The sequence below is a fragment of the Salinicola endophyticus genome (assembly GCF_003206575.1).
In the GTDB taxonomy this organism is placed as follows: domain Bacteria; phylum Pseudomonadota; class Gammaproteobacteria; order Pseudomonadales; family Halomonadaceae; genus Salinicola; species Salinicola endophyticus.
Genome location: NZ_PZJO01000002.1, coordinates 237,662 through 259,567 on the forward strand (window position 1 = coordinate 237,662; position 21,906 = coordinate 259,567).

Genomic DNA, 21,906 nt, shown 5'->3' on the forward strand with positions numbered 1-21,906 from the left:
GCTTAGCTCCTGGAGGCCGAAGTGTGGCCGTCGAACGGCACGTGGGTGGCGGAGAATGGCCGCGCCGGGCGATCCGCGTCGTGAATCTCCTCATCCGGATCGAGCTCGTCGAGTCCCTGACGAATCACCTTGAACAGGTAGTAGACCCCGGCGACGAAGATCACCGCGTAGACGGTGATGTATCCGATCAAGGTCGTCAGCACCATCCAGCCGGAAAGCGAGGGGGTCACCGCGTCCTTGTAGGAGAGCACGTTGTAGACCAGCCACGGTGAGCGTCCGATCTCGGTGACGAACCAGCCCGAGAGCACTGCCAGGAACGGCGCCAGACTCATCAGCTGCAGACCGCGCAGATAGAACCGCGAGGTGTAGAAGCGCCCGCCCTTGCGCAGGAACAGACCCGCCAGTGCGAAGCCGATCATCAGAAGCCCCATCGCCACCATCACCCGGAAGCTGTAGAACACCATCCATACCGGCGGCTGCTGCGACTCGGGGATCTCCTTGAGACCCGGTACCACACCGTTGGGGTCGTGACGCAGGATCAGGCTAGCGCCATCGGGAATGCCGATCTCCACGCGGTTGGCCTGCAGGCTGCGGTCGGGCAACGCGAACAGCAGCAGCGGCACGTGGGATTGGGTATCCCAGTTGCCCTCCATGGCTGCGACCTTCATCGGCTGGTGTTCGAGGGTGTCGAGACCATGCTCGTCGCCGACGAAGGCCTGAAGCGGCGCCAGGATCAGCAGCAGCCACAGGGTCATCGACAGCGCCCGCCGGTGGGCCTCGACATCGCGTCCGCGGATCAGGAACCAGGCGCTCACGCCACACACCACGAAACCGCCGGTGAGGAAGGCCGCCAGCGCCATGTGCATGAATCGATAGGGGAACGACGGGGTGAACATCGCCTCCATCCAGGAGGTGACGTGCGCCACGCCATCATGAATCTCGAAGCCCTGCGGAGTCTGCATCCAGCTGTTGGAGACCAGAATCCAGAACGCCGAGATGAAGGTACCCACGGCCACCATCAACGCAGCAAAGAAGTGCACCGAGGGCGACACCCGATGACGGCCGAACAGCAGCACGCCGAGGAAGCCCGCCTCGAGGAAGAAAGCGGTGATCACTTCATAGCTGAGCAGCGGACCAATGATATTGGCCGCAAAGCGCACGAAGTTGCTCCAGTTGGTACCGAACTGAAACGCCATCACGATGCCCGAGACCACACCGATACCAAACACCACGGCGAAGATCTTGGTCCAGAAGTAGCCCAGACGGTCCCAAACTGCGTTGCCGGTGGCGACATAGAGCCCCTGCAGCACGGCGACATAGGAGGCCAGACCGATGGTGAACACCGGAAAGATGGCGTGGAAGGAGACCACGAAAGCGAATTGCAATCGTGAGAGTAGGATGGGATCTAGTGCCATGGCTGGCTCCTCGGATGTGCGGGCGCGTCGCGAGTCGACTGAGCGGATTGGGCTATCCGCGCCGCCGGGCGCGCTCCCTCTAGTAGTGACCGGCCGTCGAGGTCGGCGAAGATCAACCCTCGCAGGTCTTGGCACCGATGATACGAGTGCTGACAACGGCTTACACGATGTCGCGATGTCGCAGCCCTGCCGCAGGTCCTGGCTAAATATTAGCCAATTCTGCTTGAAGCCAGCAACCATGGGGGCTGGCGCCAGCTCATGGCGTATCGTCGAGCCCGGCGGCCTGCCTGGGATGCGACAATATGCCAAGTCTCGGCGCTTGCCTTCGTCGCAATCCCGGCCTCTAGCGTGGCTAAGAACTGAAGCGCAGGCACCTGCCGAGCACGTAGGCAGGCACGATCTGGTTCACACCAGCACGGTGACGACCAGCCAGGTGGTGTAGGCGATGAAAGTGGCCAGCAGCGCCGCGCCCTCGAGACGATTGATGCGGCCCTGGCGGCCACGCCAGCCGATGCCGAAGACGAGCAGCGCCAGGGTCAGCCCTGCCATCACCGGCCAGTCCCGGGTCACCACCACCGCGTCGACATCGATCGGGTGGATCACCCCGGCCAGCCCCACCACCGCCAGCGTATTGAAGAAGTTGGAGCCGACCACGTTACCGAGCACCAGGTCGTGCTCGCCTTTGCGCACCGCCACCAGCGACGACGCGAGTTCCGGCAGCGAGGTACCGATCGCCACCACGGTGAGACCGATGACCAGATCGCTGACCCCCAGCGCCTGGGCGATGCTCACCGCGCCCCACACCAGCAGCCGTGAGCTGGCGATCAACAGCAGCAGCCCAACGAGGGTCCAGAACAGGCCGCGCTTGAGACTCATGGCGTGCGCCGCGGCGTGACTCTCCACGTCCACCGCCAGGGTATCGTCATCCTGACGGCGCGCGCGCAGCACGCTGTAGATCAGGTAGAGTGCCAGCAGCCCCAGCATCAGCACACCGTCGCCGCGCGAGATGTCACCGTCGTGCAGACACCAGAGCGAGACCAGGGTCGCCACGCCGAGCAAGGGCAACTCCTGGCGGATGACCTGCGAGTTCACCATCAGCGGAGTGATCAGCGCCACCAGCCCGACGATCAGGCCGATATTGGCGATATTGGAGCCGTAGGCATTGCCCAGGGCCAAGCCCGGATTGCCCTGGCTCGCCGCCAGTGCCGACACCATCAGCTCCGGCGCCGAGGTGCCGAAGCCGATCACCAGCATGCCGATCAGCAGTGGCGGCAGCCCCAGATGTGCCGCGGTGGAGGCGGCCCCCTCGACGAAACGGTCGGCACTCCATACGAGTAGTACCAGACCCACGATGATTGCCCCTAGAGCCAGCATGTCTATCCTTCCCTGTAGCGATCACTCGAGCGCACCCGCGGGTGCGCGCACTCTCCTCCCCCGACGCCATCTAAGCGATTGTTCTTCTAGGGCACTCACGAGTTGACCTACTATAGTATCGGAGCGCGATACGTCACCAGCGTGGCACACACAGCCAGCGGGTCGCGCTCCCACGTTTCCGCTGGCGTACCGGCAAGCCAGCAAACATGCATGAATGTATGTAATTAGGTAGCATGACGACCCTGCACGAACGCGACTCGAAGGAAGCTTGATTGGCCTCTCTGCGTATCGACCATCCCGTCGCTCAGGACACGGCGCCCTGGCGCCCTGGCGCCCGGCGCCGGCGGCTGCGCGCCTGCCATGAGTGCGACCTGCTGGTGGCGTTACCGCCGCTGCGCCCGCATCAGCGCGCCAATTGTCCGCGCTGTGGCCATACCCTGAGCCACCGCCACGCACGTCCGGCCCAACGTAGCCTGGCCTTGGCGATCACGGCACTGATCGCGCTCATCGCCTCCATGAGTTTTCCCTTCATTCGCTTCGAGGCGCGCGGGGTCAGCAACGCCATTCAACTGACCGATACCGCGATCAGTCTGGTCGACTTCCACGAACCCTTCGTCGGCATTCTGGTGCTGCTGACCATCGTGGTACTGCCGGTGTTCTATCTGCTCAGCGTGATCTGGCTGCAGATCGGCCTGCTGCGCCGTCGCCCGCTGCCACGCAGCCGGCGCATCGCGCGTGCCCTGGTGCAGCTGTCACCCTGGATGATGGCCGATGTCTTCGTGATCGGCGCGCTGGTCAGCCTGATCAAGATCGCGGGCATGGCCTCGGTCGACCTGGGACTCTCTTTCTGGTCGTTCTGTGCCTTCGCACTGCTGCTGCTGTGGACTTCGCGTTCGCTGGACATCGACTGGATGTGGTTCTCCCTCGCCGGCGAGCCCCCGGCCCCGGAGCATTGCCGACTCGGCGAGCCGGCGGCGGCGCAGGGCGTGACCGGCTGCCCCACCTGCGGCCTGGTCAATCGGCTGAGCCATTTCGGCCGCGGGCGCTGCGCGCGCTGCGGTGAGCGGTTGCGCTTTCGCAACGCGCACAGCCTGCAGCGAACCTGGGCCCTGCTGCTGGCGGCGGTGATCTTCTACATTCCGGCCAACCTCTACCCGATCATGACCACTACCTCGCTGGGCAGCGAGACCCCGTCGACCATCATCGGTGGTGTGCTGATCTTTCTCGCCCATGGCGACTGGCCGATCGCGCTGATCATCTTCACCGCCAGTGTGGTGGTGCCCATCGGCAAGATTCTGGCCCTGGCCTGGCTCTGCTTCGTGGTCCGCAAGCGCGGCCAGCTGAACTACCGCCACAAACGGCTCAAGCTCTATCGCATCACCGAGTTCATCGGACGCTGGTCGATGATCGACGTCTTCGTGGTGGCGATCCTGGTCTCTCTGGTGCATGCCGGCTCGCTGCTGGCGATCACGCCCGGCCCGGCGGCGCTCGCCTTCTCGTCAGTGGTGATCATCACCATGCTCGCCGCGATCACCTTCGATGCGCGCCTGATCTGGGATACGCGCGACGTACAGCCACACATGCCCGCTGCCCTCAAGCGGCAGTCCCCCTACTCTCCGGTCAAGGAAGCCGACGATGTCTGATTCGCTGCAGCGCGCCAAGCGCTTGTCCCAATCGCGCCTGTCGCCGATCTGGATCGTACCGCTGCTGGCGGCGCTGATCGGGGCCTGGATGGTATGGGACAACTTCTCCAGTCGCGGCCCGCTGGTGACCCTGGACATGGACAATGCCGAGGGGATCGAGGCCGGCAAGACGCTGATCAAGACGCGCAACGTCGAAGTGGGGCACGTCGAGAGCGTGCGCCTCTCCGATGACCTCTCCCACACCGTCGTGACCGCACGCATGTCCAGCGATGCCGGGCGCATGCTCAACAGTGACACTCGCTTCTGGGTGGTCAAGCCGCGCATCGGTCGCGAGGGCATCAGCGGGTTGGGTACGGTGCTATCGGGTGCCTACATCCAGCTGGCGCCGGGCAAGAGCGACAAGTACCAGGATCACTTCGATGTACTCGACCAGCCGCCGGTCGCCCCGCCCGATGCACCGGGACTGCGCATCAATCTGGTCAGTCAGGTGGGCAACTCGCTCAGCGCCGGCGATCCGGTCACCTACCAGGGCTACACCGTGGGCCGGGTAGAGAGCACCGACTTCGACCCCGAAAAGCGCGAGATGCGCCACCGCCTGTTCATCCAGGCACCCTACGATTCGCTGGTGACCGACACCACGCGCTTCTGGAGCGCCTCGGGCATCGATGTGCAGCTCAACTCCGAGGGCGTCAGTGTCAACCTGGATTCGTTCGAGACCCTGATCAGCGGCGGTGTCACCTTCGGCGTGCCCGAGGACGTGACCCAGGGCAGCCCGGCCAAGCAGAACGCCACCTATACGCTCTACAACAGCGAGGAGAGCGCCCGCGAAGGCACCTACGACCAGTACGTCGAGTACGTGCTGCTGGTCGATGACACCGTGCGCGGACTGAGCCGCGGCGCGCCGGTGGAGTATCGCGGCGTACGCGTGGGCACCGTGGTCTCGGTACCCTGGCACTTCACCGCACCGCAGCCGGACGGTCTCAACCAGTTCGCGATTCCCGTGCTGATCCGGATCGAACCGCAGCGGCTGGAGAGCGGCGAGGACATCAACAAGAAGATCGACGATCAAGAGGTGCGCCAGCGCTTCGAGAAGATGTTCAAGGAGCTCGGCCTGCGCGCCACGCTCAAGGCTGGCAACCTGATCACCGGCGCGCTCTTCGTCGACCTCAACTTCAGCGATGATGCCCCTGCCTACAAACCCATGACATTCGATGGCAAACCGGTCTTCCCGACGGTTTCCGGCGGCTTCGCGCAGATCGAACAGAAGGTCTCCAACCTGCTCGACAAGCTCAACAACCTCAAGGTCGAACCGATCCTGTCGAGTCTGGACAAGACCATGCAGACCTCGCAGAAGACCCTCGAGCAGGTTCAGCAGATCGCCGAGTCGGTCAACGCAATCGTCTCCGACCCGGCCACCCAGCAGTTGCCGGGCAGCGTCAACGACACCCTCGAGGAGCTGCAGAACACCCTGAACGGCTTCTCCTCCGGGTCGTCCGGCTACCGCCAGCTCAACGATACGCTCAAGCAGCTGGAGCAGCTGATGCGCGACCTGCAGCCGGTGGCGCGCACGCTGAGCGAGAAACCCAATGCCCTGATCTTCGATCGTGAGGTTCAGGCCGATCCCACGCCGAGGGCCGCGCCATGAGACCGACCCCTGAAACGCTGTCGACGCCATCGACACACAAGCTGCAGCACCAGGCACACGCCACACAGAGCATGCCGCATGGCAACGAATCTGGCCGGAGTTCGAGCAGCCAGGCGTCTGCCTGCTACGCCCGCCGCAGCGCCGTCAGGGACGCCGAGGCCGCGCCGGCACGGGGACCGCGGTGGCGCCGCGGCGCCCTCTCCCTGCTGCTGCTTGCCGGCTTGTTCACCCTGGCCGGCTGCGCCGGGACGCCCAGCGCCCCCAACCGCTACACCCTGCCGGAGATCGGCAAGGTGACGCCGGCGGCCGGCATCGGCGCGCCAACGCTGGTGGTGCAGCCGGTGGCGATCTCGAACTATCTGGATCAGGAGGGGATCGTGATGCAGTTGAGCGATATCGAGCTCAACAGCGCCAATCAGAACCTGTGGGCCGATAGTCTGGGCAGTCAATTGACTCGTAACCTGCGCCAGACCCTGACCCAGGCGCTACCACAGACCCTGGTGCTGGGTGCGGGCGGTGCCGGTGATGCCCGCCTCAGCGTCGAGGTGGATCGATTCCAGGGGCGTTACGACGGTCAGGCGGTGGTGTCGGGCGAGTGGCAGCTGCGCGAGGGCAACCGCGTGGTGCGCCAGGAGCCGTTCAGCATTACCCGACCGCTCACCGCCGATGGCTATCCGGCGCTGGTGCGCACCCTGGGCGAGGCTTGGGAGGCGGTCGGCGAGCGCATTGCCGGCGAACTATCGAGTTCGCGCAACGGCCACTGAGTCCAGCTGACAAAGCGCTGCCTTCGAAAAGCATCGACCCGGGCGCAGAGACACGTCGCCCGGGTCGATGGATGCAGCTATTTACGGTGTCGGCGAGCGCTGGCGCGGCCCAGGATGGTCGGCGCCTAGTTGACCAGACGGCCACGCAGACGGGCGACTGCCTGGCTATGCAGCTGACAGACGCGAGACTCGCTGACCCCCAGTACCGCGCCAATCTCCTTGAGGTTCAACTCCTCCTGGTAGTAGAGCCCCAGCAGCAGCTTCTCGCGCTCCGGCAGGGCATCGATCGCCGCCATCAGACGTTCGCGATTGTCGCCATCGAGCAGCGCCTCGAAGGGTGACGGCGGCCCCCCTTCGCTGACCGCCCCCACCCCGTTTTCACTGTCGCTCTCATCGTAGGCGAGCAGGAAGCCGTTGTTGGCGTCCGTCAGCAGCTGGTGATAATCGCTCTGGGAGATCCCCATCTCCTGAGCGATCTCGCGCTCTTCGGGGGTGCGCCCAAGGCGTTGCTCCAGACGTCCGATAGCCTGATCGAGAGCCCGCGCATTACGGCGCACGCTGCGCGGCATCCAGTCACGGCTGCGCAGCTCATCGATCATCGCCCCGCGAATACGCTGGTTGGCGTAGGTGGAGAAGCTGGCGCCATGGGCATTGTCGTAACGCCCCATGGCGTCGAGTAGCCCCACCATACCGGCCTGGATCAGGTCATCGAGTTCGACACTCGCGGGCAGCCGGACCTGCAGCGAGAGAGCGTGTCGCCTCACCATCGGCATGTACTGTTCGATCATTGCCCGCTGATCGATCTTGCCCTGTACGGTATACATCGAATCGCCTCGTGATTAACCCGTCCGGCCCACCGCAAAACCGGTGCCAGTCGATATATTATGCGCCGCCGGAACCAGCGTTAGCCGTCAAACTCCCGGGCTAGAGGACGCTATTTTGCCTTTTTGTCGCCCTGCCGGGGTGCGCCGCGGGCGAAGTCCACCATGATCTGGCCACGACTGATCACCACGCGCTTGCCACTCTGCGGACGCAGACGGAACCAGAACGTCAACGGCTGCGCGGCATCGCGGCCGGCGAAGCGCCGGGTGCTGCCATGGGTCGTGTCCAGCGCCACGCAGAGCTCGGCCTGACACAGCCGTGCCTCGAGTCCCTGCACCGGGCCCTCGACATCGAAGCGCCAGGAGACCCGGGTCACGCGGGCCTGGCCGATGGATTCGGGGGGCATGACCGGAGCACTGCTCAGCGCGCGCTGGCTGGCCACCACCAACTGCCGCGGCAGCTTGCCGACCCAGGAACCCGCGGCCGCGGCCAGCGCGTCGCTCGCCCCCAGCACCGCGCACAGCGCCAGCGCCGTCAGCGGCACGCGAGACATCAGCCGTTACCCCCGATGGTGGCGGTGACCCGCAGCGTGCGGTCATCGGGTATCTCGGCCTGGGAGAGCACCACCAGCGACTTGATCTGCCGCCGCAGGAAGCGCGCCAGCAGCCCCCGCAACCCGTGCTGGACCACCAGCACCGCCGGTTCATCACGGCTCTGCTGGCGCTCGACCGCCGCCGCAGCCTGCTTCATCAGGGTGTCGGCCAGTCCTGGCTCGAGCGCCCCGCCGTTATTGAGCGCCTGGGTCAGCACCTGCTCGAGACGCGGCTCGAGCCCGATGACGTGCATCGGCTCGTGCCCGGGGAACCACTGCTGGGTAATGGCACGGCCCAGCGCCACGCGGACGATCGCGGTGAGCTCGCCGGCGTCGGTCTGCTGCGGCGCGAACTCGGCAAGTACATCGAGGATGGTATGCATATCGCGAATCGGCACATCCTCGGCGAGCAGGTTCTGCAGGATACGCTGTACCGTAGTGAGCGGAATGAGCTTGGGTACCACGTCCTCGACCAACGACTTCTGCTGCTCGGAGACCTTGTCCAGCAGCTGCTGCACCTCCGCACGGCCCAGCATGTCGTCGGCATGCTCGTGCAGCAGGTGATTGAGATGCGTCGCCACCACGGTGCTGGCGTCGACCACCGTGTAGCCGTAGATCTGCGCGCGCTCGCGCTGGGCGGTGTCGATCCAGTAGGCCTTGAGGCCAAACGCCGGATCCTCGGTCTCGACGCCGTCGATCGCCCCGGAGACCTGGCCCGGATCGATCGCCAGCCAGCGTCCGGGGAACGCCTCGGCGCGCCCGATCTCGACTCCCTTGAGGGTGATGACGTAGGTATTGGGGCTGAGCTCGAGGTTGTCACGGATATGCACCACCGAGGGCAGGAAGCCGACGTCCTGGGCAAACTTCTTGCGCACGCTCTTGATTCGACCCAGCAGCTCGCCCTGCTGGCGCTGGTCGACCAGCGGAATCAGCCGGTGCCCTACCTCGAGCCCCAGAGTATCGACCAACTGCACGTCGTCCCAACTCGCCTCTGGGGTCTCCTGCACCGCCGCGGGTGCCTTCTCCTCCACGCGCTGTGCGGTCTGCTGCTGATTCTGGCGCGACAGCCACCAGCCGAGACCGCCCAGGGCGGCTGCGAACAGCAGGAAGACCAGGTTGGGCATGCCCGGGATGACCCCGAGCAGCGTCATCACGCCAGCGGCGAGGTACATGACCCGCGGATTGTTGAAAAGCTGGCTGAGCAGCTGCTGGCCGACGTCCTGATCGGTGTTGACACGCGAGACAGTGACGCCCGCCGCAGTGGAGATGACCAGTGCCGGAATCTGCGCCACCAGGCCGTCGCCCACGGTGAGCAGCGTATAGGTCTTGGCGGCATCGGCAAACGGCATGCCGTGCTGACCGATCCCGATCATCAGCCCGCCGATCAGGTTGATCACCATGATCAAGAGCCCTGCCATGGCGTCGCCGCGTACGAACTTGCTGGCACCATCCATGGAGCCGTAGAACTCCGACTCCTGGTTGATTTCACTGCGTCGCCGGCGCGCCTCCTCTTCACCGATCAGGCCGGCGTTGAGGTCGGCATCGATGGCCATCTGCTTGCCGGGCATCGAGTCGAGGGTGAAGCGTGCACCGACCTCGGCGATACGCCCCGCCCCCTTGGTGATGACCATGAAGTTGATCACCACCAGAATCAGGAACACCACCAGCCCCACGGCGAAGTTGCCGCCGATCAAGAAAGCGCCGAAAGCTTCGATCACCTTGCCCGCGGCGTCCCCGCCCTCGTGGCCGTCCATCAGCACCACACGGGTCGAAGCCACGTTGAGCGACAGCCGCAGCAGGGTCGAGAACAGCAGTACCGCCGGGAAGGCGGCGAAATCGAGCGGCTTCTCGGTGAACATGCTGACCAGCAGCACCATGATCGAGAGCGCGATATTGAAGGTGAAGAAGAGATCGAGCGCGAACGGCGGCAGCGGCAGGATCATCATGCTCAGAATCATGATGATCAGCACCGGGCCGGCCAGCAACTTCAACTGTGAGCCGCCGGACAACTGTTGTCGGCCGAACCACTGGGTCAGCGCGTTCATTCACCCTCCTTGGGTGCATCAGTACCCTCACCGCGATCGTCGAGACTCGGCGGGACGGGGAGATCGTGCGGCGTCGGCGGCGTGTCACCGCCCTCGCTCGCCACCTGTTTGAGCCGGAACGCCCAGGCCAGCACCTCGGCCACTGCGGTGTACAGATCGGCCGGAATCTCTTGGTCGAGATCGACGTGCCGGTAGAGCGCGCGTGCCAGCGGCGGCGCCTCCAGCCGCGGGATGCCGTGCTCGTCACCCAACTCACGAATGCGCGCGGCAACCGCGTCGGCACCCTTCGCGACCACCCGCGGTGCCGCCATCGACGCCTGTTCGTAGCTCAGCGCCACGGCGTAATGGGTCGGGTTGGTGACGATGACATCGGCATCGGGCACCTTGCTCATCATGCGCCGACGCGCCATCGCCTGCTGCTGCGAGCGAATGCGCCCCTTGACGTGGGGATCGCCCTCGCTCTCCTTGTGCTCCTGCCGGATATCTTCGCGGCTCATGCGCAATTTCTTGTGGTGGCTCCAGATCTGGTAGGGCACGTCGATCAGGATCACCACGATCATCGAGGCCACGATCAACCCACAGCCGATCGCCGCAATGCGCATCGCCGTGGCCAGCGCCTGCTGTATCGGCAGCTCCATCAGCCCGAGCAGATTGTCCTTGTGCGACCACAGGTAGTAGACGCCGACTCCCCCGACCAGCGCCGACTTGGCGATCGCCTTGGCCAGCTCGGCCAGCGCCTGGGTCGAGAACATGCGCTTCAACCCCTTGGCCGGGTTGAGCTTGCTGATCTGCGGCGCCATCGACTTGGCCGACATCAGCCAGCCGCCGAGCAACGTGTGCCCGAGCACCGCCGCCACCGCGAACAGCAAAAACAGTGGCAGCAGCACGATCAAGGTGCTCTGGCCCAGCGTCCAGACATGGCTGAGCGTGCGCGACGTGTCGAAGATCATGCCGCGATCGAATATGAACGACTGCTCCATCACCATGCCCAGGTCGTCGTACAGGTTGTGACCCATGAGCCACAGACCGCCGACACCACAGGCCAGCAGCAGAAAGGTGGCAAGCTCGCGCGAGCGTGCGACCTGCCCCTCCTCGCGCGCCTTCTGCAGGCGTCGAGGTGTCGCTGGTTCGGTCTTTTCCTGATCGCTATCGTTCTGCTCGGCCAAGCGGACTCCGCCACGGTAAGGCGCATCATCGCGTGGACGACATTCTGCGTGGCGCAGGGGGAAGTCAAAGGCGGAAATAGCACGGCCAAGTGGCGGCTATTTCTCGTGCAAGCACGGCGGAGTGGCCGGCCACACATTCAAGGCCGGCATACGGGAGGTCAGCAGGGAAAGGCCGACGCGCCCGGAGCGGCGCGGTGGACGCGCCGACCTGGGGCTATCGGCATAGCGCTACCGACATAGTGCTAAAGACGTGGTGCTAACGACCTGGTGTGGTGCCAACGACCTGGTGCTGACGACATGGCGCCATCAGTAGAGCGGCCTGCAAAGGCGGACTGCTGCGCCCCTGCCGGGGCGCAGCATCGGTTCAGAAGCCGAGGCTGTCGAGCAGGTCGTCGACCTGATCCTGGTTGCTCACCACATCCGCGGCCTGGGGGTTGATCTGAGGGCCGTTGAGCAGCGATGACGACTGCTTGGCCGCGACGGTCGCCGAGAGCTCGCGCCGTTCGGCGCTGTCCGGCGCGTTATCGATCAGCACCTGCAGCAGCTGCTGTTCGATCTCGCGGATGACATCCATCATCTTCTTGATCACCTGGCCGGTGAGATCCTGGAAGTCCTGGGCCATCATGATCTCGAGCAGTTGCGCATTGGTGGCGCTGGTCTGCTTGGGTACCATCTGCAGGTAGCTGCGGGTGTCGGTGACCAGCGCCTTGGCCTCATCGAGCTCCTTGGGCTCGGCGAACCAGGCATCCCAGCGCTTGTCCAGCGCCAGCGCTTCGCTCTCCAGCGAGTTCTGGATCGGTTGCGCCTGGTCGATGGCATTGAGCGCCCGCTCGGCGGCCTGCTCAGTCATCGAAGCGACGTAGCTCAGGCGGTCGCGAGCATCGGGAATCGCCTGGGCCGCGCGCTCGACCTCCTTGTCCAGGCCCAGCTCACGCATGTTGTCGCGCAGCATGCGCGTGAGATGGCCGATGCGACGAATCAGATCGTCGGGAGCCGCCGTCTCTTGAGGGTTGGCACCGCTCATGATCTACCCTCCTGTGGCGTCATTTGCCCAGTTTTTCGAAAATTTTGTTGAGCTTCTCTTCCAGCGTGGCCGCCGTGAACGGCTTGACAACGTAGCCGTTGGCGCCCGCCTGGGCGGCGGCAATGATATTCTCTTTCTTGGCTTCCGCCGTGACCATCAGCACCGGCAGTGACGACAGCGCCGGATCCTGGCGGATCTCCTTGAGCATCTCGAGACCATCCAGGTTGGGCATGTTCCAGTCCGAGACCACGAACTCGAAGCCGCCGGCGCGCAGCTTGGTCAGCGCTTCCTGGCCATCTTCCGCCTCTTCGACGTTCTCGAACCCGAGCTCCTTGAGCAGGCTGCGCACGATCCGGCGCATGGTCGGGAAGTCATCCACGACCAGAATGCTCATGTTCTTGTCAGCCATCGTCTTTCCTCAATCCTTGTCAATACGCGGGCGATTGCTCTGGTTATCGGCAACCGCGTCGTCAGCTTTAAACCCGCTGTGCGCGACCGGAAGCGTGCATCTGCTGTACCAGATGGCGCGCGATATCCGGCAGCGACACGATCTCTTCGGCACCGCCCAGGGCAATCGCCTCCTTGGGCATGCCGAACACCACGCAGCTGGCTTCGTCCTGGGCCACGGTATGCGAACCGGCCTGACGCATCTTCAACAGTCCAGCGGCACCGTCCTTACCCATGCCGGTAAGCAGCACCCCGAGCGCATTGCGCCCGGCACAACTGGCCGCCGAGTCGAACAGCACGTCGACCGAGGGACGGTGGCGATTGACCGGCGCGGTGTCATCCAGCGCAATCACATAGTTGGCCCCGGAGCGGGCCAGGCGCATGTGCCAGTCCCCGGGTGCGATATAAACATGACCTGGCAGCACTCGCTCGCCTTGCTCGGCCTCCTTGACGGTGACCCGACACAGGCGATCGAGGCGCTCGGCGAACGAGCGCGTGAAACCGCTCGGCATGTGCTGGGTCACCAGAATCGCCGGGCTGTTGGCGGGCAGCGGCTCGAGCACCTGGCGAATCGCCTCGGTGCCGCCGGTCGAGGCACCAATGATAATCAGCTTCTCGCTCGACAGCATCGGCGCCTTGAGCGCCTCGCGGGGTACCGCCGGGGACGCGCTCTCGGGCTGACGGCGTGGCCGCGACTGGGCCGCGGCGCGAATCTTGTCAGCGATCATGCCGGCATACTCGAGCATCCCTTCGCGGATACCCACTTCGGGCTTGGCGACGAAATCGACCGCCCCCAGCTCCAGCGCACGCAGGGTGATCTCGGAGCCGCGCTGGGTCAACGAGGAGACCATCAGCACCGGCATGGGGCGCAGGCGCATCAGACGCTCGAGGAAGTCGAGCCCGTCCATGCGCGGCATCTCGACGTCCAGGGTCAATACATCCGGGTTGTGGCGCTTGATCAGATCCCGCGCCACCAGGGGATCGGGCGCGGTGGCCACGACCTCCATGTCCGACTGCGACTCGATGATCTTGGTCATCAGATCGCGAATGAGTGCCGAGTCGTCGACGCACAGTACCTTGATCCGGGGTTTCATGCTGGGCGCCCTCCTCGCGCAGCGCCGGCAACGGCATTCGCCGCCAGCGTGTAGATGGTCTGACCGCGCAGGCGGAACGTCTGATTCAGGAACGAAAAGTTCTCGGAGTGGCCGGCGAACAGCAGACCATCCGGCTTCATCTGCGACGCGAAACGGCGCAGGATCGCTGACTGGGTCTCCTTGTCGAAATAGATCATCACGTTACGACAGAAGATGATGTCGAAAGGCGCATTCAGCGACCACTTGTCGGTGACCAGATTGAGGGTGCGGAAATCGATCATCGACGCGAGCTCCGGCCGCACTCGCGCCTTGCCAGCGCGCGCACCACTGCCGCGCTGGAAGAAGCGCCGGCAGCGCGCCTCGCCCAGCTTCTCCACCGATTCCAGGGGATAGATCCCCTGGCGCGCGGTATTGAGCGCCTCGGTATCGATGTCAGTGGCCAGGATCTTGACCTGCGACGCAGCCGAGCCCAGCGACTCCTGCACGGTCATCGCCAGCGAGTAGGGCTCTTCACCGGTAGAGGCGCCGGCACACCAGATCTTGATGCTCGGGCCTCGGCGCTTGATCTCCTCCGCGAGCACCGGGAAGTGGTGAGCCTCGCGGAAGAAGGCGGTGAGATTGGTCGTCAGCGCATTGGTGAACGCTTCCCACTCGTCGGAGTCCGGCCTTGAGTCGAGATGCGCCAGATAGTCACTGAAGCGAGTCATGCCGTGTAGCCGCAGGCGCTTGGCCAGACGGCTGTAGACCATCTCTCGCTTGTTGTCGGCCATGACGATACCCGCACGCCGGTAGATCAATGCCCGTACCCGCTCGAAGTCGCGCACGGTGAAATCGAGGTCGCGAGAGAAGCTCGCCGGGGCATCGGCTGTTTCCGAATTGGCAACAGCAAACATGGTCTGATCGTTTTTCAAAATGCCTCCCACTCCCCTGTATCGTCGCCGCCAGCCGGGCGTGCCCGGGACTTGTCGCTCGACGCCAGCGCCGGGGCAGCGTTTTTCGACGCTGCCGGGTTAGGCGCCAGGCGTGGCTCTCTGCCACCCCCGGGCACCCGTTCTTTACCACTTCCGGCAAGCCGGAACACTGCGATGGAGCGCGCCAGGCTATCGACGCTGGTGCGCAGCTCGACCGCGGACGCCGCGCTGGTCTGCACGCGCTGGGCGTTCTGCTGCGTCACCTCGTCCATCTGTGCCACCGCCTGACTGATCTGCTGAATGCCGCTGGTCTGCTCGTCGGAGGCAGCCGATATCTCACTGATGATGTCATTGACCCGGGTCACCGCGTCGACGACCTCGCCGATCGCACCTTCGGCCTCGCGGACCAGATCCGCACCGTGCCCCACCTCCTGGGTCGAGCTGTCGATCAGGTTGCGAATCTCCTTGGCGGCTTCGGCGCTGCGACTGGCAAGGTTGCGTACTTCTCCGGCCACTACTGCGAACCCGCGCCCCTGCTCACCCGCTCGTGCCGCCTCGACCGAGGCGTTGAGCGCCAGGATGTTGGTCTGGAAGGCGATCGAGTCGATCACCCCGACGATGTCCGCGACCTTGCGTGAGCTGTCGGTGATCCGACCCATGGTGTCGACCACCTGCCCCATGACCTCACCACTACGCCTGACCGTATCGGTGGCGCCACCCGCCAACTGGCTCGCCTGGCGCGCGTTGTCAGCGTTCTGCTTCACCGTCGCCGTCATCTGCTCCATGCTGCTCGCGGTCTCTGCCAGCGAGGCGGCCTGCTGCTCGGTGCGCGAGGAGAGATCCTCGTTGCCCGTGGCGATATCCTGAGTCGCCGGACGCACCACCGCCACGTTGGCATCGACGTCACTGACGATGGTTCCCAGACTCTGGCGCATGCCATTGAGCGCGATGATCAGTTGCCCCAGTTCGTCCTTGCGCTGCTGACTCAGCTCAGCACCAAGGTTGCCGGAGGCAATCTGCCGGGTGAAGTCGAGCGCTTCGCGCAGCGGCTTGAGTGCCGCGCGGATCGTGGTCACGCCGATGACCACCAGCACGACAGCACTGACCAGCAGCAACCCGATCAGTACCATCAGCGCATGGTGCTGAGCCGCCTCGGCGGCCGCCAACATCTCGTTACCGCTGCGTCGCTTGGCCTCCACCAGCGCGTTGAGGTCGGCGCTGGTCTTGTCGCTGTCCGCCTGCAGGACATCGTTGTAGGCGACGTAGGACTGATAGAAGTCACCGCTGTCCAGCGCTTTCATCACCGCCTCGAGCCCCTGCTCACGGTAGCGCTCGAGGTCGGCTTCGAAGGTCTCCGCGGCGGCTGACTGATTATCCGGTCGACCGTCATAGTAGGCGTCCCAGGTGGACTGCAATTCGGTGATCAAGGCCTCTACCTGGGTCTTGATCGGTGCCAGATCGGTGGCCATGGGGTTGCTGACCGGCTTCGAGACCAGATCACGCCCCTTCGACATCAACTGATCGATCTTCTGCAGTCGCGCCAGGTCACCCATACCCTCCTCGGCAAGCGTCTGCAGACGTTCACCGCTGGCGTTGAGCGCATGGATCGCCAGTCCGCCGCTAGCCCCCAGCACCAGCAGCGCAAACACCATCATCGCGATCAGGCGGCCCTTGAGTGACCCCAGACTGAAACGTTTGACGGACGCCAGCACGCCACGCCGCTGCAGGCGACCCTGCTGCAGGCGGTAGCCGCGGCCGCGGCCGGCGAGCATGCGCGGATAGCAGGCTTCGGCGAGCTTGCGCTCCTCTTCGCTGGGCTTGACGCGCACCGAGGTGTAGCCGACCACCTCTCCGCCATCGATGATCGGCGTGACCGTCGACTGCACCCAGTAGAAACTACCGTCCTTGCAGCGGTTCTTGATCACCCCGGTCCAGGTCTTGCCCTGCTTGAGGGTCTGCCAAAGGTCGGCGAAAGCCGCCGGCGGCATGTCGGGATGGCGCACGATATTGTGCGGCGCCCCCAGCAACTCGTCGTAAGGGAAACCACTCACGCTGACGAAGGCCGGATTGGCATAGGTGATCCGACTATCGAGGTCGGTTCGCGAAATCAAATAGGCGTCGTCGTCCAGCGGGACTTCCCGGTCGATCACGGGTTGATTGTTTCGCATCGCAGTTTCCCTGACATTGTTTCGGGTCCGTTGATGAGCAGATCGCGCTCCCCGACCCCGCTTTATTAGTTGCTCTAGCTATCGGCGTAAGCGTGCCGAACTTTAACCCTCGCCCGTCGGCACCCGGCCTCAGGCCCTGGACGACGCTGCCGCCAGCCGAGCCCGTGCGGCGGGCTGTCGCTCGACATGGGCCTCGCTGCCAGTGGCATCGGTGGCCTGCACGCGATACTGCTCGAGCGCCGCCTCGAGGCGCCTGGCCTGTTCGACCAGGGACTGCGAGGCGCTGGCGGTCTGCTGTACCAGACTGGCGTTCTGACCGGTGACCTGATCGAGCTCGGAGATCGCCTGATTGACCTGCTCGATCCCCCCGCGCTGCTCGCGCGAGGCCCCCGCGATCTCATCCATCAGACCGCTGACACTGGACACCGACGCGACGATCTCCTCCATCGCCGCCCCGACCTTGCCGACCAGGTCGACACCGGTTTCCACTTGCTCCCCGGCGGTGCCGATCAGCCCGCGAATCTCACGTGAGGCATCGGCACTGCGGCTGGCCAGGTTACGCACCTCTTCGGCGACCACCGCAAAGCCGCGACCCGCGGTGCCCGCGCGCGCTGCCTCGACCGAGGCGTTGAGCGCCAGGATATTGGTCTGAAAGGCGATGTTGTCGATCATGTCGACGATCTCGGCCATCCGTCGCGAACTCTCCTGGATCTTGGCCATGGTCGATTCGACGTCGTGCATCATGCTGCCGCCCTGCTCGGCCCGATCTCGGGTCTGCGCCGCCGCCTGGGTCGCGGCATCGGCATTGTCGGCGTTGTGACGCACGGTCTGGGTCAGCTGCTCCATGCTCGAGGCGGTCTCGACGATCGCCGCTGACTGCTGGTCGGTGCGTACCGCCAGATCCTGGTTACCGCTGGCGATCTGTCCTGCACCCACGTTGACCCACTCGGCGCTGGCACGGACTTCCGCAAAGGTCTCGTTGAGCCGCCGGCGCATGCCCTCGATTGCATGCAGCAGGCTGCTGTCGTCGCTGGACTTGAGCACCAGCGGCTGCGTGAAGTCCCCGGCGGCGATGTGCTGGACGCGCTCCCGGGCCTGTCCCGGATCGCCACCCAGGCTCCCGAGCACGTTACGAATGACCCAGGCCACGATCAGTGACAGCACGCCGCCGATGGCCAGGATCAGACCCAGGTAGACCAGCAGACCCCGCATGATGATGGCGTCGATGTCATCGACGTAGACACCGGTGGCGATCTGCCAGTCCCACGCCGGCACACGCATGACATAGCTCAACTTGTCGAACATCTTGTCGCCGCCGCTGCGCCGGGACACGTAGCCCACCAGGCCACCCCCCGGCTGCTGTCCGGCAGCGAGCATGTCGCGATAGAGATAGTTGCCCTTCGGGTCCTGATAATCACGCATGCTGCTACCGGTGTCGCGGCGCGGGTGATAGACGATATCGAGATTGGAATCGAAGACGAACAGATAGCCGTCAGCACCGAAATTGAGATGCGAAAGATCGGCAATGGCGCGCTGCTTGGCCTCCTGCTCGCTCAGTTTGCCCTGCTGCGCCTGGTCGACGTAGCTGTCGACCAGCTGCTTGGCGCTGCCGATGAAATACTCGAGACTCTGGGTACGCTGTTCGAACAGATTGGCGCGCATGGAATAGAGAGACCACCCGGCGACCAGTATCAAACCGACCCACATCAGAATCAGGGTCGCCCACAGCTTACGGCGCATGGTCCAGTCACGAAGGTTCAACATGTGCTTATTTTCCTGAAGATTGATAAGTACCGCTGCTCAAGATGTGCGTCGGCAATGACGTGAATATCATGATCCCGCGGCCATCCCATATATCGGCTAAAACAGCGATGCCTTAAATCTTCCCTGTCCTGATTCCCTCGTGATCTGAATCCTCCCTGAGCAGTCACTGCCCAAATTCACACGCGCCACCGCCCTATTCATCTCGCCGGCGGCCTTGATCGACCTGACTCGACGGCCGCTGGACCGCAATGCCGAGGGCGATAGCGACAGGATCGTAGGCACCTAACGCAAGACCGCAGCCGAAGCTGCGGTCTTGATCTTCTCGGGGGCCGGCGCGAGCTCACCCCTGAGTGGCAGTGCGATCGACCAGTTGCATCTCTTCGTGAGTCAGCAACTTCTCGATGTCCACCAGCACCAGCATCCGGTCATCGAGACTGCCGATACCGTTGAGGTAGTCGGAAGAGAGCGTGACGCCGAACTCGGGGGCCGGTTTGATCTGATCCGGCGTGAGGCTCATGACGTCGGAGACGCCGTCGACCACGATACCCACGATGCGATCGGCCACGTTGACCACGATGACCACCGTCTGACCGCCATACTCGACGTTCTCGAGATGGAATTTCAGACGCAGGTCGATGATCGGCACGATCACGCCACGCAGGTTGGTCACCCCTTTGATGAACTCGGGCACGTTGGCGATCCGGGTGACGTTCTCGTAGCCACGGATCTCCTGGACCTTGAGGATATCGACCGCATACTCCTCGTCGCCCAGGGAGAAGACCAGATACTCATTGCTGGCTGCCTCGCTGACGATGGCCTCCACACTCGCTTGTGCTGTCATGCTGGCTGTACCTCCACTGAATGATGGTGTTTCGCCTGATGGCGCTGCTGGGACTTGCGCCGATCGAGACGATGCAAGTCGGCAATGTCGAGAATCAGGGCAACGCTGCCGTCACCCAGGATGGTCGCGGCAGAGATACCCGGCACTCGGCGATAGTTGGTTTCCAGGTTCTTCACCACGACCTGCTGCTGACCGACCAAGTCGTCTACCAGCAGCGCATAGCGGCGTCCCTCGCCCTGCACGATCACGGCGATCGCTTCGGTCACCTTGGTCTTGGCGCCCGGGATATCCAGCGCATGGTGCAGCGTGATGATGGGCAGATACTCATCGCGCACCTTGAGCACCTGATCATCGCCGGCCATCGAGTAGATATCCTCGGCCAGCGGCTGCAGCGATTCGAGTACGGCGTTGAGCGGCAGCAGGAAGGTCTCCTCGCCACAGCGGATCGACATGCCATCGAGGATGGCAAGGGTCAGCGGCAGCACGATCCGCGTGGTGGTCCCCTTGCCCGGCTGGCTCATGATCTCGACGTGGCCACCCATCTCCTGAATGTTACGCTTGACCACATCCATGCCCACACCGCGGCCGGAGACGTCGCTGACCTGCTCGGCGGTGGAGAAGCCCGGCGCGAAGATCATCTGCCAGACGTCGTCGTCACTGATGTTATCCGGAATGGTCAGGCCGTTGGCGCGCGCCTTGGCCAGGATTCTGTCACGGCTGAGCCCGGCACCGTCGTCGATCACCTCGATCAGGATGTTGCCACCCTGATGCTGTGCCGAGAGCGTCAGCCGACCGGTGGGCGACTTGCCCGCGGCCTCGCGCTTATCCGGCGACTCGAGGCCATGGTCGAGACTATTGCGCACCAGGTGCGTGAGCGGATCGATGATGCGCTCGATCAGACTCTTGTCGAGCTCGGTCGATTTACCCTCGGTGACCAGCTCGACGTCCTTGCCCAGTTTGTCGGCCAGGTCGCGCACCAGTCGCGGAAAACGGCTGAAGACGTAGTCCATCGGCATCATGCGCACCGACATCACCGCTTCCTGCAGGTCACGCGCGTTGCGCTGGAGCAGGTTCATACCGTTGACCAGCGGGCCATGGGAGACGATATCCATGTCGCTGGCAGTCTGTTCGAGCATCGACTGGGTGATGATCAGCTCACCCACCAGATTGATGATCTGATCGACCTTGTCCACGGGCACCCGAATGGTGCCGGATTCACCGCCTTTGGCCTTGGCCTTGGCCGCCGCCTTCGCTTTGGCGCCGCCCGCGGCAGCCGGCTTGGCGGCAGGCGCCGCTGCGGCACTCTCCGCGGCCGGCTTCGCACTGACCTGATCAGGCTCGTCAGCGGCGGTGCTGGCAGCGGGCGCGCTGGCGGCGGGCGCACTGGCCTTGACCGACGGCGCACCACCGGCAGCAGACGCCTCGATCTGCAGCTGCTCCGGCTCGATGATGAAGCAGAGTACCGCTTCGATGTCGCTCTGGGATTCCGAACTCTCGAGGCTCACCTGGTAGCGCGTCTCGTCACCGGACTGGGCGCCGATCTCACCAAAGTGCTTGAGTTCGTCGACCAGCAGCTCACGATCCTTGGCACTCACCCCGAGCAACGTGATGGTGAGCTGACGCGCCCCCGAGACCGTAGCCTCGCTGGCGCTGGAAACTTCCGGCTCAGGTTCGGGCTTGGGCTCCGCGGCCGGCGCAGCCGCCGGCGTTTCCGCCGCCGCAGAGACGGCGTTGCGCAGACCCAGCTCGTCCTGCGCGATCTGCTGGAGAATGCGACAGATGCGCTCGAACGCCTCAGCGTCGGGTTCACTGCCGTTGCGATAGGCATCCAGTTGATCGTGAAGCATGTCTTTGGTTTCCAGGAACGTGTCGACGATGTCGCGCCGCAGGGTCAATTCGCCACGCCGGGTGTAATCGAGCAGATTCTCCAGGATGTGCGTCGTCTCCTGGAGCACCGTGAAACCGAACGTGCCCGCGCCGCCCTTGATGGAGTGCGCTGCCCGAAAGATGGCGTTGAGATCCTCGACATCGGGATCATCCACGTCGAGCTCGAGCAGCAGGCGTTCCATGTCCGCCAGAAGCTCCTCGGCCTCTTCGAAGAACGTGTCGTAAAAATCACTTATGTCCATTATGAAGCACCCAAGCCATTGATAATGCTCGCGCGATAGCGACCTCGGCACGGCCTAACCGC

The 21,906-nt window shown here is 64.2% G+C and carries 17 protein-coding genes; 3 read left to right on the forward strand and 14 right to left on the reverse strand.

Annotated elements, in window-relative coordinates; genetic code table 11:
- Nucleotides 1–2 precede the first annotated feature (2 nt).
- A complete protein-coding gene (locus DOM66_RS03745) occupies nucleotides 3–1,415 on the reverse strand; it encodes a cytochrome ubiquinol oxidase subunit I (RefSeq protein WP_110677576.1) in 1,413 nt (470 codons plus the stop codon).
- 405 nt (nucleotides 1,416–1,820) lie between these two features.
- Complete coding sequence (locus DOM66_RS03750) at nucleotides 1,821–2,789, reverse strand: calcium/sodium antiporter (RefSeq protein ID WP_110689296.1); 969 nt, start codon at nucleotides 2,787–2,789, stop codon at nucleotides 1,821–1,823.
- A gap of 281 nt (nucleotides 2,790–3,070) precedes the next feature.
- Here DOM66_RS03750 and DOM66_RS03755 point away from each other — a divergent pair, with 281 nt between their 5' ends.
- From DOM66_RS03755 to DOM66_RS03765, 3 genes are read left to right on the forward strand one after another with little or no spacing between them, the layout of a single operon-like run.
- Nucleotides 3,071–4,432 (forward strand): paraquat-inducible protein A, encoded by a 1,362-nt coding sequence (locus DOM66_RS03755; protein WP_110689604.1) that lies wholly within the window; start codon nucleotides 3,071–3,073, stop codon nucleotides 4,430–4,432.
- A complete protein-coding gene (pqiB, locus tag DOM66_RS03760) occupies nucleotides 4,425–6,077 on the forward strand; it encodes an intermembrane transport protein PqiB (protein ID WP_110677572.1) in 1,653 nt (550 codons plus the stop codon). Before DOM66_RS03755 ends, pqiB begins: the two co-directional genes overlap by 8 nt.
- Nucleotides 6,074–6,841, forward strand: a complete 768-nt coding sequence (locus DOM66_RS03765) for a PqiC family protein (RefSeq protein ID WP_232825278.1) — start codon at nucleotides 6,074–6,076, stop codon at nucleotides 6,839–6,841. The genes pqiB and DOM66_RS03765 overlap by 4 nt, the downstream gene beginning before the upstream one ends.
- Before the next feature lie 125 nt (nucleotides 6,842–6,966).
- On the opposite strand, the gene DOM66_RS03770 is transcribed toward DOM66_RS03765, so the two are convergent.
- The 12 genes from DOM66_RS03770 to cheA form a co-directional block, all read right to left on the reverse strand.
- Nucleotides 6,967–7,665, reverse strand: coding sequence for an RNA polymerase sigma factor FliA (locus tag DOM66_RS03770; protein WP_110677568.1), 699 nt, complete (start codon nucleotides 7,663–7,665; stop codon nucleotides 6,967–6,969).
- Between the two features lie 110 nt (nucleotides 7,666–7,775).
- A complete protein-coding gene (locus tag DOM66_RS03775) occupies nucleotides 7,776–8,216 on the reverse strand; it encodes a flagellar protein FlhE (protein ID WP_110689297.1) in 441 nt (146 codons plus the stop codon).
- Nucleotides 8,216–10,300: a flagellar biosynthesis protein FlhA gene (gene flhA, locus DOM66_RS03780; protein WP_110677564.1), complete on the reverse strand. Its 2,085-nt coding sequence runs from the start codon at nucleotides 10,298–10,300 to the stop codon at nucleotides 8,216–8,218. Before flhA ends, DOM66_RS03775 begins: the two co-directional genes overlap by 1 nt.
- The gene (gene flhB, locus DOM66_RS03785; RefSeq protein ID WP_110689298.1) at nucleotides 10,297–11,466 is read right to left on the reverse strand and encodes a flagellar biosynthesis protein FlhB; all 1,170 of its coding nucleotides are present in this window, start codon (nucleotides 11,464–11,466) and stop codon (nucleotides 10,297–10,299) included. Before flhB ends, flhA begins: the two co-directional genes overlap by 4 nt.
- A gap of 364 nt (nucleotides 11,467–11,830) precedes the next feature.
- Complete coding sequence (gene cheZ, locus DOM66_RS03790) at nucleotides 11,831–12,490, reverse strand: protein phosphatase CheZ (RefSeq protein ID WP_110677560.1); 660 nt, start codon at nucleotides 12,488–12,490, stop codon at nucleotides 11,831–11,833.
- Nucleotides 12,491–12,509: 19 nt separating this feature from the next.
- The gene (gene cheY / locus DOM66_RS03795; protein ID WP_035471732.1) at nucleotides 12,510–12,899 is read right to left on the reverse strand and encodes a chemotaxis response regulator CheY; all 390 of its coding nucleotides are present in this window, start codon (nucleotides 12,897–12,899) and stop codon (nucleotides 12,510–12,512) included.
- A 67-nt stretch (nucleotides 12,900–12,966) separates the two neighbouring features.
- A complete protein-coding gene (locus DOM66_RS03800) occupies nucleotides 12,967–14,031 on the reverse strand; it encodes a protein-glutamate methylesterase/protein-glutamine glutaminase (protein ID WP_110677558.1) in 1,065 nt (354 codons plus the stop codon).
- A complete protein-coding gene (locus tag DOM66_RS03805; RefSeq protein ID WP_110689299.1) occupies nucleotides 14,028–14,924 on the reverse strand; it encodes a CheR family methyltransferase in 897 nt (298 codons plus the stop codon). The genes DOM66_RS03800 and DOM66_RS03805 overlap by 4 nt, the downstream gene beginning before the upstream one ends.
- 14 nt (nucleotides 14,925–14,938) lie before the next feature.
- On the reverse strand, nucleotides 14,939–17,110 hold the full coding sequence (locus DOM66_RS03810) for a methyl-accepting chemotaxis protein (RefSeq protein WP_110689300.1): 2,172 nt from the start codon (nucleotides 17,108–17,110) through the stop codon (nucleotides 14,939–14,941).
- Between the two features lie 129 nt (nucleotides 17,111–17,239).
- Nucleotides 17,240–18,874, reverse strand: a complete 1,635-nt coding sequence (locus tag DOM66_RS03815) for a methyl-accepting chemotaxis protein (protein ID WP_110689301.1) — start codon at nucleotides 18,872–18,874, stop codon at nucleotides 17,240–17,242.
- 340 nt (nucleotides 18,875–19,214) lie between these two features.
- Nucleotides 19,215–19,715, reverse strand: coding sequence for a chemotaxis protein CheW (cheW, locus tag DOM66_RS03820; protein ID WP_110677552.1), 501 nt, complete (start codon nucleotides 19,713–19,715; stop codon nucleotides 19,215–19,217).
- Nucleotides 19,712–21,844 (reverse strand): chemotaxis protein CheA, encoded by a 2,133-nt coding sequence (gene cheA / locus DOM66_RS03825; RefSeq protein WP_110689302.1) that lies wholly within the window; start codon nucleotides 21,842–21,844, stop codon nucleotides 19,712–19,714. The genes cheW and cheA overlap by 4 nt, the downstream gene beginning before the upstream one ends.
- Between the last annotated feature and the right edge of the window lie 62 nt (nucleotides 21,845–21,906).

What these genes read in the sequence shown, in the direction of transcription:
- DOM66_RS03775 (WP_110689297.1), bottom strand. Translation starts at nt 8,216, where the DNA reads ATGTCTCGCGTGCCGCTGACGGCGCTGGCGCTGTGCGCGGTGCTGGGG.
- cheZ (WP_110677560.1), bottom strand. Translation starts at nt 12,490, where the DNA reads ATGAGCGGTGCCAACCCTCAAGAGACGGCGGCTCCCGACGATCTGATT.
- DOM66_RS03805 (WP_110689299.1), bottom strand. Translation starts at nt 14,924, where the DNA reads ATGTTTGCTGTTGCCAATTCGGAAACAGCCGATGCCCCGGCGAGCTTC.
- cheW (WP_110677552.1), bottom strand. Translation starts at nt 19,715, where the DNA reads ATGACAGCACAAGCGAGTGTGGAGGCCATCGTCAGCGAGGCAGCCAGC.
- DOM66_RS03750 (WP_110689296.1), bottom strand. Translation starts at nt 2,789, where the DNA reads ATGCTGGCTCTAGGGGCAATCATCGTGGGTCTGGTACTACTCGTATGG.
- cheY (WP_035471732.1), bottom strand. Translation starts at nt 12,899, where the DNA reads ATGGCTGACAAGAACATGAGCATTCTGGTCGTGGATGACTTCCCGACC.
- DOM66_RS03810 (WP_110689300.1), bottom strand. Translation starts at nt 17,110, where the DNA reads ATGCGAAACAATCAACCCGTGATCGACCGGGAAGTCCCGCTGGACGAC.
- cheA (WP_110689302.1), bottom strand. Translation starts at nt 21,844, where the DNA reads ATGGACATAAGTGATTTTTACGACACGTTCTTCGAAGAGGCCGAGGAG.
- DOM66_RS03765 (WP_232825278.1), top strand. Translation starts at nt 6,074, where the DNA reads ATGAGACCGACCCCTGAAACGCTGTCGACGCCATCGACACACAAGCTG.
- flhA (WP_110677564.1), bottom strand. Translation starts at nt 10,300, where the DNA reads ATGAACGCGCTGACCCAGTGGTTCGGCCGACAACAGTTGTCCGGCGGC.
- DOM66_RS03745 (WP_110677576.1), bottom strand. Translation starts at nt 1,415, where the DNA reads ATGGCACTAGATCCCATCCTACTCTCACGATTGCAATTCGCTTTCGTG.
- pqiB (WP_110677572.1), top strand. Translation starts at nt 4,425, where the DNA reads ATGTCTGATTCGCTGCAGCGCGCCAAGCGCTTGTCCCAATCGCGCCTG.
- DOM66_RS03815 (WP_110689301.1), bottom strand. Translation starts at nt 18,874, where the DNA reads ATGTTGAACCTTCGTGACTGGACCATGCGCCGTAAGCTGTGGGCGACC.
- DOM66_RS03800 (WP_110677558.1), bottom strand. Translation starts at nt 14,031, where the DNA reads ATGAAACCCCGGATCAAGGTACTGTGCGTCGACGACTCGGCACTCATT.
- DOM66_RS03770 (WP_110677568.1), bottom strand. Translation starts at nt 7,665, where the DNA reads ATGTATACCGTACAGGGCAAGATCGATCAGCGGGCAATGATCGAACAG.